This window comes from Streptomyces sp. KL109B, from assembly GCF_030766935.1.
In the GTDB taxonomy this organism is placed as follows: Bacteria; Actinomycetota; Actinomycetes; order Streptomycetales; family Streptomycetaceae; genus Streptomyces.
On the sequence record NZ_JASERL010000006.1, the window covers coordinates 549293 to 562726 of the forward strand.

Sequence of the window (13434 nt, forward strand, 5' to 3'; positions counted from 1 at the left end):
GGCCAGTTGTCAGCCCGGCAGCTGGTCCAGGACCTCGTGCATCCGCGAGGCACCGGCCAGGTCCGCGAGCGCCTGCTCCATCACCGACAGCGGCTTGCGCGGCGGCAGCAGCAGGCCGATCCGGGCGCTGCGCCGCGGGCCGTGCAGCGGCACGGCCTCCATCCCGGCGGGGATCCCGAAGACGTGCAGCCAGGTGTGCGGGATGATGCTCGACCACTGCCCGGTGCGTACGTGCGCGATCAGCGAGGCGATGGAGTCGGTCTCCACGCGCGGCGCCACCGACAGCGAAAGCTCCGCGAACACGTCGTCCAGGACCCGCCGCCCCAGCATCCGCGGATGCAGCAGACACAGCGGCAGGGCCGCCGCCTCAGCCCAACTGATCTCCTGCGCCCGCCGGTTGGGGTCCTCCTGGGTGAGCACGACGTACCGCTCCCGGTACAGCGGCACGAACGGCAGGTCAAGGCTCCGGCTGTGGTACGAGACCGCTCCGTGCAGCTCGAAGGCGCGCAGTCGGCGCACGATGTCGTCGGCCTGGAGGTCGGCCTGGACGTTCACCGTGGTGTGCGGGTTCGCCGCGCAGAACGGCTGGGTGAGCAGGGCGACCGCGCCGACCGCCGTGGGCACGGCGCCGAGCCGCAGCTCGCCGCTGAGTCCCTCGCGCAGCGCCGCGAGCCCCGCCCGCATCGCGTCCCGGTCGGCGAGCATCCGGCGGGCCCACAGGACGACCTGCTCGCCCTCCGCCGTGAGCCCTTCGAAGCGTCGGCCGCGCCGCACCAGCGGCACACCCAGCTCCGTCTCCAGCTTGCGGATGCCTTCGGAGAGCGTGGGCTGCGACACGTAGCACTGCTCGGCGGCCTTGGCGAAGTGGCCGGTTCCGGTGAGCGCCACGAGGTATTCGAGCTGGCGCAGGAGCACGGTGCCACCCCTCTTCTGCGGCCGACGTCGGCGGACAAGGACAACGACAAGGACAAGGACAAGGACAAGGCATGATCGTAGCCGCCTATCAACGATCGGACTTTCCGCTTTGACCGTGGCCCGAGCGCCGACGAATGCTGAGCGGCGGGGGCGTGCCGGCTCCCTGTGTGTCGGAAACGTAGAGGTGATGGGCGTGCGCGCCGTCGAAGAGCCCGAAGAAGATCTCTCCCTGAGCAAGCCGAAGACGTGGGCCACCGGAGCGCCCGCCGTGGCCCACGCCCTCCAGTACGCCCTCAGCCAGACCTCCCCGAAGCGCACCGCCCTCACCCTGCTCAACATCAACCAGGACGGCGGCATCGACTGCCCCGGCTGCGCCTGGCCCGAAGGCGCCCCGGACAAGCGGCACCGCAACGAATACTGCGAGAACGGCGCCAAGCACATCGCCGACGAGGCCACCACGCGCCGCGTCACCCGCGAGTTCTTCGCCGAACACACCGTGAGCGAGCTGGCCGAGCGCTCCGACTACTGGCTCAACCAGCAGGGACGGCTCACCGAGCCCATGGTCAAGTACCCGGGCAGCGACCACTACGAGCCGATCGACTGGGACGGCGCGCTCGGACTGCTCGCCGACGAGCTGAACGGGCTCGACGACCCGGACGAGGCGCTGTTCTACACGTCGGGTCGGCTCGCCAACGAACCCGCGTTCCTGTTGCAGCTCTTCGCGCGCGCCTACGGCACGAACAACCTGCCCGACTGCTCCAACCTGTGCCACGAGTCCAGCGGCTCCGCCCTGAACGAGACACTGGGCATCGGCAAGGGCAGCGTCAGCCTCGACGACCTGCACAACAGTGACCTGGTGTTCGTCGTCGGCCAGAACCCGGGAACGAACCATCCGCGCATGCTCACCGCCCTTGAGGAGACGAAGCGGCGTGGCGGGCAGATCGTCGCCGTGAATCCGCTGCCCGAGGCGGGGCTGCTGCGCTTCAAACATCCGCAGAAGCCGCGCGGTGTCATCGGACGGGGTACCGAGATCGCCGACCAGTTCGTGCAGATCAGGCCCGGCGGTGACCTCGCCCTCTTCCAGGCGCTGAACCTGCTGCTCCTGGAGGCCGAGGACAAGGCGCCCGGCACCGTCCTCGACCGGGAGTTCATCGACGCCCACACCTCGGGCTACGAGGTCTTCACCGACAACATCCGCGGCCTCGACTGGGCGGAGGCGCTGTCGGCGACCGGGCTCACGCGGGCGGAGATCGAGCAGGTCCACCAGCGGGTGCTCGGCGCCAAGAACGTCATCGTGTGCTGGGCCATGGGCCTCACCCAGCACAAGCACGGTGTGCCCACCATCCGGGAAGTCGTCAATTTCCTTCTGCTGCGCGGAAACATCGGCCGGCCGGGCGCCGGAGTCTGCCCGGTGCGCGGCCACAGCAATGTGCAGGGCGACCGCACCATGGGCGTGTGGGAGCGGATGCCGCAGTCGTTCCTCGACGCCCTGGAGAAGGAATTCGACTTCGCCCCGCCCACCCGGCACGGGGCCGACGCCGTCGACGCGATTCGGGCGATGCGGGACGGCCGGGCCAAGGTGTTCGTCGGCGTCGCGGGCAATTTCGTCCGCGCCACACCCGACAGCGACGTCACCGAACAGGCCCTGCGCAATTGCCGGTTGACGGCCCACATCTCCACCAAGCTGAATCGCTCGCACGCCGTCTGCGGCGCCACCGCGCTGATTCTGCCGACGCTGGGACGCAGCGACCGCGACCTTCAGGCGGGCGGTGAGCAGTTCATGACCGTCGAGGACTCCATGAGCGATGTGCACGCCACCCGCGGCCGCCTCGCGCCCGCCTCACCCGCGCTGCTCAGCGAGGTGTCCATCATCGGCCGCCTCGCCCGCAGGACCCTCGGCGACCGGTACGGGATCCCCTGGCGGGAGTTCGAGGACGACTACGACACGATTCGCGACCGCATCGCCCGCGTGGTGCCCGGATTCGACGACTTCAACCGGCGGGTGCGGGAACCGGGCGGCTTCAACCTGCCCAACCCCGTCAACAAGCGGATCTTCCCCACGGCGAGCGGCACCGCCGTCTTCACGGCGAACACCTTCACCGGCCTCACCGCGCCGCCCGGCCACCTGATCCTCCAGACGCTGCGCTCGCACGACCAGTGGAACACCATCCCGTACGCGATGGACGACCGGTACCGCGGCGTCAAGGGCGCGCGGCGCGTCGTCCTCGCCAACGCGGACGACCTCGACGAACTCGGCATAGCCGAGGGCGAGTTGGTCGATCTGGTCAGCGTGTGGACCGACGGCAGCGAACGCCGGGCGCCCGCGTTCCGCGTCGTCGGCTACCCGACGCCGCGCGGTTCCGCGGCCGCCTACTACCCGGAGACGAACGTCCTCGTCCCGCTGGACAGCGTCGCCGAGAACAGCAACACCCCCACGTCCAAGGCGGTGGTCGTGCGCCTCGAACCGGCGGACGGGCCCCGCGTGACTCAGTGACTCAGTCCAGGTAACCCATCTTGCGGCTGATGTCCTGCGCGCTGCGCAGCAGCGTGGGGGACAGTTCGTGCATCCGCTCCTCGGTGAACCGGTAGGCCGGGCCCGAGGCGCTGATCGCGGCGATGACCTCGCCCTGCGCGTTCCTGATGGGCGCCGCCATTCCGTGCAGCCCCAGTTCCAATTCCTCCAGAGTCACCGCATATCCGCGTTCAAGGGTCTGTGCGAGATCCTTCTCCAGCTTTCCCTTGGTCGCCAGGGTGTGCGGTGTCATCCTTTTCATGTGGGAGGCCGCGAGCATTTGTGAGCGCTCTTTCTCCGGCACATGAGCGAGCAGTATCTTTCCGCTCGATGTGGCATGCATCGGGGTGAGTTGTCCGACCCAATTGTGCGTACTGACAGCCATCGGCCCGCGCACCTGGAGGACGTTCACCGCGTAATGCTCCTGAAGGATCGCGATGTTGACGGCCTCGCCGAATTCCTCCGCGAGCTGCTCGCAGAACGGGCGGGCCTGCTGGGTCACATCGAAGTTGTCGGTCACCGAGCTGGCCAGGCGTACGATGCCGAAGCCGATCCGGTACTTGCCCCGGTCGCCCGACTGCTCGACGAGGTCGCGCGCCTCCAGCGCGCCCAGCAGACGGAAGGCCGTCGACTTGTGCACGTCGATTTCCGCGGCGATCTCACTCACTCCGGCTTCACCGCGCCGGGCGAGAATCTCCAGAACGCTCACCGCGCGGTCGACGGACTGCACTCCGGCGCCCGACGAGCCCGCCCCCTCGCTGTCTGCCTCATGCTTTCTCATAACGCCCGACTATAGGCGCTGCCGGACGGCGTACGGCAGGGCGATGCGGAAGCACATCTTCGGCTCCATCTCCGCCCTCGTCATCGGCAAGTGGTGCCCCCGAATTCGGGCATGCGGCGCCCGTATTGCCACTGCTGCTACCCGGGGTCACGGCAGTCATGCGCCGCCCGGGTCCCCGGGGCCGGTCCTGACGCGCCCCGGCCCGGTCGTCCGCGGCGTCGGGACGGATCCCCGATTCCCCTTGACACGCGCCCGCGACGGATACGACAGTTTGGGCGTTGCGTAGAACGCGTCAAGGTTCTTCATGCGCAACAGAGTTCGGCTCCCTTGAACAGCTCTGCAGCAAGGAGCTCAACCGTGACCCACGAGGTATGCGCAGTGGTCGCCCGCAAGCCCGGCGCCCCCGTCGCAGTGGAGACGATCCTGGTCCCGGAGCCCGGACCGGGGGAGGCGCTGGTGCGGGTGCGGGCCTGCGGCGTCTGTCACACCGATCTGCACTACCGGGAGGGCGGGATCAATGACGCGTTCCCGTTCCTGCTCGGGCACGAGGCCGCCGGCGTCGTCGAGTCCGTCGGCGACGACGTCACCGACGTAGCACCCGGCGACTTCGTGATCCTCAACTGGCGTGCCGTGTGCGGAAGTTGCCGGGCCTGTCGGCGCGGCCGCCCGTGGTACTGCTTCGCCACCCGCAACGCCGCGCAGCCCATGACCCTCCTCGACGGCACCGAACTGACACCCGCCCTCGGCATCGGCGCGTTCGCCGAGAAGACCCTCGTCGCGGCGGGCCAGTGCACCAAGGTCGACCGGTCCGCACCGGCCGCCGCCGCGGGCCTGCTCGGCTGCGGCGTCATGGCGGGCTTCGGCGCCGCCGTCAACACCGGGGGAGTCGGCCGGGGCGACTCGGTCGCCGTCATCGGCTGCGGCGGCGTCGGTATCGCGGCGATCGCGGGGGCGAAGGTGGCCGGGGCCGCCCGCATCATCGCCGTCGACATCGACGAGCGGAAGCTGGTGCGGGCCGAGCGGTTCGGTGCCACCGACACCGTGAACTCGTCCAGGACCGACCCCGTCGAAGCCGTCCGCTCGCTCACCGGCGGCTTCGGCGCCGACGTCGTCGTGGACGCCGTCGGCCGCCCCGAAACCTTCCAACAAGCCTTCTACGCCCGCGACTTGGCGGGCACCGCCGTCCTCGTCGGCGTCCCCGCACCCGACATGGAGCTGGAGCTCCCGCTCGCCGACGTCTTCGGCCGCGGCGGCTCCCTCAAGTCCTCCTGGTACGGCGACTGCCTGCCCTCCCGCGACTTCCCCGCCCTCATCGACCTCTACCTCCAGGGCCGCTTCGACCTCGGCGCGTTCGTCAGCGAGGAGATCGGCCTCGACGAGGTGGAGTCGGCCTTCGAGGCCATGCACCGCGGAGACGTACTGCGCTCAGTGGTGACTCTCTGAGCGTGCGGGCCCCCGCCCGCACCCGGAAGCCCGCCACGCCACGCCACACCACTTCTCATCACGACACACCACACCACTCGCATCGCTTCGGCACCTGCCGCATGCCCGCACGACATCTACCGAGGTGACATCCGATGAGCATCACCGGCCTGCCCCCGAGCCTGATCTCCACGCTGCCCGGCGACTACTACACCGACCCGCGGATCTTCGCGCGGGAGCAGGAGCACATCTTCGAGAACATGTGGTTCTGCGTGACCCGGGCCGCGGACCTCGCGAGGCCCGGCAGCTTCCGCACCTACCAGGTCGGCCGCGAGAGCGTCCTCGTCTCCCGCTCCCGCGACGGCTCCGTGCGCGCCTTCCTCAATATCTGCCGGCACCGCGGCGCCCAGCTGTGCACCCAGGAGTCCGGCGAGGTCAGGCGCACCTTCCAATGCCCGTACCACGCCTGGACGTACGGACTCGACGGCAGGCTCGTCGCCGCCCCGAACCTCACCTCGATGCCGGACATCGACCGCACCGAGTACGGGCTCGTGGGCGTCCACGTCCGCGAGTGGCTCGGCTATGTGTGGGTGTGCCTCGCCGATCAGCCCGCGCCCTTCGAGGACGAGGTGATCGGCGCCGTCACCGAACGCCTCGGCGCCGCGGAGGCCATCGGCAACTACACCATCGAGGACCTCGACCTCGGCCGCCGCATCACCTACGACGTGCGGGCCAACTGGAAGCTCATCATCGAGAACTTCATGGAGTGCTACCACTGCGCGACCATCCACCCCGAACTCACCGAAGTCCTCCCGGAGTTCAAGGACGGCCTGGCCGCCCAGTACTTCGTCGGCCACGGCGCCGAGTTCGCCGACGAGGCCAGGGGTTTCACCGTCGACGGCTCCGAGGGCCTCGACCGCATCCCCTCCGTCGGCGAGGACCAGGACCGCCGCTACTACGCGATCACCGTGCGCCCCCAGGTGTTCATCAACCTGGTCCCGGACCACGTCATCATCCACCGCATGTACCCCCTCGCCCACGACCGCACCAAGGTCGAGTGCGACTGGCTCTACTTGCCGCACGTCGTCGACAACGGAACCGATGTCGAGCGGTCCGTCGAACTGTTCCACCGCGTCAATCAGCAGGACTTCGACGCCTGCGAGCGCACCCAGCCCGCCATGAGCTCGCGCGCCTACGGCAAGGGCGGCGTCCTCGTCCCCAGCGAGCACCACATCGGCGAGTTCCACGCCTGGCTCCAGGCCAGGATCGGCACACAGCACGCCAACTGACCCACCACCACCCGCTCTTCCGGAGGTTCCCCATGATCCCGGTGTGCCGCATCGAAGATCTGCCCGCTGGCGAGTCCATCCGCGTCACCGAGGGCGTGCCCGCGCCCGTCGCCGTGTTCAACGCGGACGGCACGGTGTACGCCATCGACGACACCTGCACCCACCAGGACGCCTCGCTCGCCGACGGCTTCGTCGAGGGCTGCTACGTCGAATGCCCCCTGCACGAGGCCTTCTTCGACCTGCGCGACGGCCGACCCACCTGCCCGCCCGCCAAGACGCCCGTCCGCACCCACCGGGTCACCGTCGAGGACGGCCAGATCCTGCTGCACGTCACCGTAGGGGAGCCCGCATGACCCGCATGAAGCACATCACCGTCGTCGGCGCCTCGCTCGCGGGCCTCAGCGCCGTCCGCTCGCTGCGCGCCGAGGGCTACGAGGGTGGCATCACCGTCGTAGGAGAGGAACTGCACCGGCCCTACGACCGCCCGCCGCTGTCCAAGGCCTACCTCAAGGGCGACATCACCGCCGACGACCTCGCGCTCGGCGACGCCGAGGAGTACGAAGAGCTGGGCGTGGACTGGGAGTTGGGGGAGCGCGCCGTGCACCTCGACTGCTCCACCACCTCGGTCATCCTCGGCAACGGCCGCCGCGTCGACACCGACGGCGTCGTCGTCGCCACCGGCTCCACCGCCCGCCGCCTCCCGGGCACGGACGGCATCGCCGGAGTCCACACTCTGCGCACCCTCGACGACGCCCGGACCCTGCGCGCCGAGCTGGTGAGCGGGGCGTCCCGGATGGTCGTCATCGGCGCCGGCTTCATCGGCGCCGAAGTCGCCGCCACCGCCCACCACTTGGGCCTCGACGTCACCGTGGTCGAGGCGCTCGACACCCCGCTGGAACGGCAGCTGGGCGCCGACATGGGACGGCTGTGCGCCTCCCTGCACACCGACCACGGCGTCCGCCTGCTGTGCGGGACAGGCGTCGCGGGCCTGGAGAGCGGCGGCGGCCGGGTCACCGGCGTGCGGCTCACGGACGGGCGGCTGCTCCCCGCCGACCTCGTGCTCGTCGGGGTCGGCGCCCGGCCGGTCGACGACTGGCTCGCCGACTCCGGTGTGTGGGTCGACAACGGCGTGGTGTGCGACGCGGGTGGCGCCTCCAGCGTCCCGAACGTCGTCGCCGTCGGCGACGTGGCCCGCCGCCCGCACCCCTTCACCGGCCGGCACGCCCGCATCGAGCACTGGTCGAACGCCGCGGAGTCCGCCACCACCGCGGCCCGCACCCTCCTCACCGGTGAGTCGGCCGTACCCCGGGCCACGCCGCCGTCCTTCTGGTCCGACCAGTACGACGTCCGTATCCAGCTCGCGGGCACGGTCGGCCCCGACTCCGTCGTCGAACTCGTCGACGGCTCCTACGAGGACCGGTCCTTCGCGGCCCTGTACCGGGAGGCCGGAGCACCCGTCGCGGTCCTCGCCATGAACCGCTCGAAGATCTTCAACCGCCTCCGCCGTACGCTGATCCCCGCGGCGGAGAGGATCGCGCCCGCCGCCGTATGACGACCCCGTACAGCAGGACCTCCCTGTCCGCACCACGCCGCACCCCTGATATATCAATCGGGGGATGCGGTACGGTGAGGTCCCATCGCGGACACGTCAAGGGAGGGGCGAGATGGCCGCTGTGCCTGCCGCCGGAGGCCAGTCGCAGTCAGCGACGCTGGCCGACCAGGCGTACCAGGAGATCACGGACCGGCTCGTCACCCTGCAGATCCGCCCCGGCGAACCCGTTCACGACGGGCGCCTCGCCGCCGACCTCGGCCTCGGCCGCACCCCGGTCCGCGAGGCCCTCAAGCGCCTGGAGATCGAGCGGCTCATCGTCGCCTACCCCCGGCGCGGCACCTTCGCCACCGAAGTACAGATCGCCGACCTCGGGCACATCTCCGAGGTGCGCCAGGAACTCGAACCGCTCGCCGCCGCGCGCGCCAGCAAGCGGGCCACGGCGGCCGACCGGGACCGGCTGCGCGAGCTGCTCGCCCGCGTCGAGGAGGAGTCCAAGTCCGCGTCGGCGCACGGCGAGATCGGCCTGCTCCGCCTCGACATGGCCGTGCACCGCGCCGTCTACGCGGTCACGTACAACCCGTACCTCGAAGCCACCCTCGTCAACTACGACAACCTCGCCACCCGCATCTGGTGCCTGTTCATCGACCGGCTCGCCGGACTCGAACAACACGTCCACGAGCACGGGCAGTTGCTGCGCGCCGTCATCGAGGGCGACGCGGCGAAGGCGGCCGCGGTCTCCGCCGAACACGTGGAGAACTTCGAGCGCGCCATCCGCGCCATCATCTGAGGTCACGGACGGATTCCCGCCCGCCCCAACTGGCAGTGACGCGGGGCCCATTGACGCCCCGCCCGCACCGGTTCTAGTGTGCCGAACTCTGATATATCAACCACCCACCATTGCCGTGTCAATTCGACGTGCACCCCGGCCGTTGCACCCCGGCCGTCCCGCCGCACGTGCCCCTCGCGCACCCCTGAACTCCCGGAGGACCCACCATGATCTCGCAGTCTTCGCAGCCCAAGGTGGTCATCATCGGAGCCGGCATCGTCGGCTGCTCCCTCAGCGACGAACTGACCGCGCTCGGCTGGAGGGACGTCACCGTCCTCGAACAGGGGCCCCTCTTCGCGACCGGCGGCTCCAGCTCGCACGCCCCCGGCCTCGTCTTCCAGACCAGCCACTCCAAGACCATGACCGAGTTCGCGCACTACACCGTAGAGAAGGCGAGCGCCCTCGACCTCGACGGCAACTGGTGCTACCGGCAGGTCGGCGGCCTGGAGATCGCCACAAGTCCCGAGCGCCTGGCGGAACTTGAGCGCCGCCACGGCTGGCTCACCTCCTGGGGCGTCGAGAGCCACCTCCTCGGTCCCGAGGAATCCGCGAAGCTCCACCCGCTGCTCGACCCCGGTGCCATCCTCGGCGGCTACCACATCCCCAGCGACGGCCTCGCCAAGGCGCTGCGCATCGGGGAGGCCCAGGCCCGCCGCGCCATCGCCCGCGGCGCCACCTTCCTCGGCCACCACACCGTCACCGACATCGAGACGTCCGGCGGAGCCGTCAGCGCCGTCGTCACCGACCGCGGCACCTTCCCCGCCGACATCGTCGTCTCCTGCGCCGGATTCTGGGGCCCGCGCATCGGCCGCATGGTCGGCCAGGACGTGCCGCTCGTCCCGATGGGCCACCAGTACGCGATCACCACACCGGTCACCGAACTCAAGGGCCGCAACAGCGAGTTGGACGAGGCCAACCTGCCGATCCTGCGCAACCAGGACGCCGGCGTCTACTACCGCGAACTCGTCGACCGCATCGGCATCGGCTCGTACGCCCACCGCCCCATGCCGCTGTCGCCCGACGACGTCGCCCACCCCGCAGACAGCCCCGACCAGCCCTCCAAACTCGACTTCACCCGGGCCGACTTCGAGGGTGCCTGGGCCGACACCCGCACGCTGCTGCCCGCGCTGGGCGACGCGGAGATAGCCGACGGCTTCAACGGGCTGTTCTCCTTCACCGTCGACGGCATGCCGCTGATCGGCGAGTCCCCGACGGTGTCCGGGTTCTGGCTCGCCGAGGCGGTCTGGGTGACCCACTCCGCGGGCGTCGCCAGGGCCGTCGCCAAGTGGATGGTCGAGGGCCGCCCCGGAATCGATGTGCACGGCTGCGACATCAACCGCTTCGAGGACGTCCAGCTCGCCCCCGACTACGTACACGAACGCAGCTGCCAGGCCTTCTCCGAGGTCTACGACATCATCCACCCGCTCCAGCCCCCGAACCGGCCACGCCCGCTGCGCGTCAGCCCCTTCCACACACGTCAGCAGGCGCTCGGCGCCGTGTTCCTGGAAGGCGGCGGCTGGGAGCGCCCGCACTGGTACGAGGCCAACGCCGACCTCCCCGAGGTGTCCCGCATCAGTGGGCGCGGCGAGTGGGCGTCCCGCTTCTGGTCGCCCATCGCGGGCGCCGAAGCACTCGTCACGCGCGAGCGGGTGGCCCTGTACGACATGACACCGCTCAAGCGCCTCGAAGTCACGGGCCCGAACGCCCTCGCGTACCTGCAATCCCTCTCAACCAACCAACTGGACAAGGCGGTTGGCGCCGTCACCTACACCCTCCTCCTCGACGAGGCGGGCGGTGTGCTCAGCGACCTCACCGTCGCCCGGCTCGCCGACGACCGCTTCCAGGTCGGCGCCAACAGCAACCTCGACCTGGCGTGGCTGCGCCGCCACCTGCCCGCCGACGGCACCGTACAGGTACGGGACATCACGTCCGGCACCTGCTGCATCGGTGTGTGGGGCCCGCGCGCCCGCGACCTCGTACAGCCCCTCACCGACGCCGACTTCTCACACGAGAACTTCGGCTACTTCAAGGCCAAGCAGGCGTACATCGGGGACGTCCCGGTCACCGCGATGCGCCTGTCGTACGTGGGTGAGCTGGGCTGGGAGCTCTACACCACCGCCGACCTCGGCCTGCGCCTGTGGGACACGCTCTGGCGGGCCGGACAGGAACACGGAGTGATCGCGGCGGGCCGCAGCGCCTTCAACTCCCTGCGCCTGGAGAAGGGTTACCGCGCCTGGGGCCACGACATGACCAACGAGCACAACCCGTACGAGGCCGGGGTCGGCTTCGCCGTCCGCAAGAAGAAGGGTGACTTCATCGGGCGCGCGGCCCTCGAAGGTGTCACCAAGGACACCGTCGGCCGCCGCCTCACCGCCCTCCTCATCGAGGACGACCGCTCCGTGGTCATGGGCCACGAACCCGTCCACGTGGGCGGCGAACCCCACGGCTACGTCACCAGCGCCGCGTACGGCTACACCCTCGGCCGCCCCATCGCCTACGCCTGGCTCCCCGCCGAGCACGCCGAACCCGGCACCCGCGTGGAGATAGGCTACTTTGGCGACCGGGTGCCCGCGGTGACGGCGGCCGAGCCGCTCTTCGACCCGGAGATGACACGCATCCGCAGGTGACGCATCCGGCGGTGCCCGGTCGTGGGAAGTCCCGGTGACCAGCCACCGGACCAATCCAAGAACGCGCGGGGTCCGGATTACGCCTGGACGATCCCCGACCACGGAGGGCCCCGTGAAAGAAGCCGTACACATCGGCAGAAACCCGTCCACCGAACCGGACCTGGAGGAACTGGTGGGACGCGTCGCGCTCGGCGAGGAGGAAGCATTCGCCTCGGTGTACGACATGGTGATGGGCCCTGTCCTCGGTACCGTGCGCGCCGTCCTGCGCGATCTGTCCCAGTCGGAGGAGGTGGCCCAGGAGATCCTCGTGGAGGTCTGGCGCACGGCTCCCCGCTACCGCACCGACCGGGGCACGGCCATCAACTGGATCCTGACCCTGGCGCATCGCCGCGCGATCGACCGGGTCAGGTCCGTGGAGGCCGCCGCGGCCCGTGACCACAAGGCCGCGCTCCTCGACCGCACACCGGAGTTCGACGAGGTGACCGAGCAGGTGGAGGCGCGCCTCGAACGCGAACAGGTGCGCCGCTGCCTGCGCACCCTGACCGACATCCAGCATCAGGCCGTCACCCTCGCCTACTACCGGGGCCTGACGTACCGCGAGGTCGCCGAGGCACTGACCCTGCCGCTCGGCACGGTCAAGACACGGCTGCGCGACGGACTCATCCGGCTCCGCGACTGCCTGGGGGTGACGACCGCGTGACCATCGCCGAACTGCACACCCTGACCGGCGCCTACGCCCTCGACGCGCTGTCCGAGGACGAGCGGGCCGACTTCGAGCGGCACCTGCGGGACTGCGAGGCCTGCGCCCGCGAAAGCGTCGAACTGGCCGAGACAGCGGCCCGGTTGGGCCTCGCCGCCACGGTCACCCCCCGGCCCGAGCTGCGCGACCAGGTGCTGCGTCGCATCGCCACGGTCCGCCAGGACTCACCCGGCGGGCCGGGCCTGTCGCGGACCGGCCGAACCGCGGCCGTCCGGCGGCGTCCGCTGGCGCGGTGGGCGCTCGCCGCCTGCCTCGCGGCCGCCGCCGTGCTCGGCGGCACCACCGTGTGGCAGCACCAGCGCGCCCAGGACGCCCAGGAGCAGGCCCGGCAGGCGGAGGAGAGCAACGAGCGGATCGCCGCCGTGCTCGCCGCGCCGGACGCCAAGACCGACTCGGCGGAACTGGGCGACGGCGCCAGCGGCACCGTCGTCGTCTCCAAGAGCCGGAACCGGGCGGTGTTCATCGCCACGGGGATGGCACATCCGCCGCAGGGCAAGGTGTACCAACTCTGGTTCGACGACGGCGGAACGATGCGCTCGGCCGGGCTCATGAACACCGACCGCAGCGACCAGACGGTCCTGCTGGACGGTGGCATGGACGGCGCATCGGGCATGGGGATCACCGTCGAGCCCGCCGGCGGCTCGGACCGGCCGACCTCCGACCCCGTGGCGCTGATGCCGCTGCCCGCCTGACCGGTAACAGGGCAGGCGGGAGCGTTGGAGGCCCCGCATCAGCGGGACGGGGCCTCCG

11 protein-coding genes are annotated in these 13434 nt (G+C 70.4%); 9 read left to right on the forward strand and 2 right to left on the reverse strand.

Going from position 1 to position 13434, the window contains the following annotated elements; all coding sequences use genetic code 11:
• Positions 1–9: 9 nt before the first annotated feature.
• Positions 10–915, reverse strand: a complete 906-nt coding sequence (locus RBJ65_RS23225; protein WP_306319078.1) for a LysR family transcriptional regulator — start codon at positions 913–915, stop codon at positions 10–12.
• 193 nt (positions 916–1108) lie between these two features.
• Between RBJ65_RS23225 and RBJ65_RS23230 the strand changes: the two genes are divergently transcribed.
• Entirely contained in the window at positions 1109–3409 is a 2301-nt protein-coding gene (locus tag RBJ65_RS23230) for an FdhF/YdeP family oxidoreductase (RefSeq protein ID WP_306319079.1), read from the forward strand.
• Position 3410: 1 nt separating this feature from the next.
• Here RBJ65_RS23230 and RBJ65_RS23235 read toward each other — a convergent pair whose 3' ends face one another.
• A complete protein-coding gene (locus tag RBJ65_RS23235; RefSeq protein ID WP_306319080.1) occupies positions 3411–4208 on the reverse strand; it encodes an IclR family transcriptional regulator in 798 nt (265 codons plus the stop codon).
• A gap of 357 nt (positions 4209–4565) precedes the next feature.
• Here RBJ65_RS23235 and RBJ65_RS23240 point away from each other — a divergent pair, with 357 nt between their 5' ends.
• The 8 genes from RBJ65_RS23240 to RBJ65_RS23275 all read left to right on the forward strand — a co-directional run bounded on the left by RBJ65_RS23240 (position 4566) and on the right by RBJ65_RS23275 (position 13376).
• Positions 4566–5651, forward strand: coding sequence for an S-(hydroxymethyl)mycothiol dehydrogenase (locus RBJ65_RS23240; RefSeq protein ID WP_306319081.1), 1086 nt, complete (start codon positions 4566–4568; stop codon positions 5649–5651).
• Positions 5652–5785: 134 nt separating this feature from the next.
• The gene (locus tag RBJ65_RS23245) at positions 5786–6919 is read left to right on the forward strand and encodes an aromatic ring-hydroxylating dioxygenase subunit alpha (RefSeq protein ID WP_306319082.1); all 1134 of its coding nucleotides are present in this window, start codon (positions 5786–5788) and stop codon (positions 6917–6919) included.
• A gap of 32 nt (positions 6920–6951) precedes the next feature.
• On the forward strand, positions 6952–7272 hold the full coding sequence (locus RBJ65_RS23250) for a bifunctional 3-phenylpropionate/cinnamic acid dioxygenase ferredoxin subunit (RefSeq protein WP_306319083.1): 321 nt from the start codon (positions 6952–6954) through the stop codon (positions 7270–7272).
• Between the two features lie 5 nt (positions 7273–7277).
• Complete coding sequence (locus RBJ65_RS23255; RefSeq protein WP_306319165.1) at positions 7278–8471, forward strand: NAD(P)/FAD-dependent oxidoreductase; 1194 nt, start codon at positions 7278–7280, stop codon at positions 8469–8471.
• A 112-nt stretch (positions 8472–8583) separates the two neighbouring features.
• Complete coding sequence (locus RBJ65_RS23260; RefSeq protein ID WP_306319084.1) at positions 8584–9258, forward strand: GntR family transcriptional regulator; 675 nt, start codon at positions 8584–8586, stop codon at positions 9256–9258.
• 206 nt (positions 9259–9464) lie between these two features.
• Complete coding sequence (locus tag RBJ65_RS23265) at positions 9465–11924, forward strand: FAD-dependent oxidoreductase (RefSeq protein ID WP_306319085.1); 2460 nt, start codon at positions 9465–9467, stop codon at positions 11922–11924.
• Between the two features lie 112 nt (positions 11925–12036).
• Positions 12037–12624, forward strand: a complete 588-nt coding sequence (locus RBJ65_RS23270; RefSeq protein WP_306319086.1) for a sigma-70 family RNA polymerase sigma factor — start codon at positions 12037–12039, stop codon at positions 12622–12624.
• Complete coding sequence (locus RBJ65_RS23275; protein ID WP_306319087.1) at positions 12621–13376, forward strand: anti-sigma factor; 756 nt, start codon at positions 12621–12623, stop codon at positions 13374–13376. Before RBJ65_RS23270 ends, RBJ65_RS23275 begins: the two co-directional genes overlap by 4 nt.
• Positions 13377–13434 lie beyond the last annotated feature (58 nt).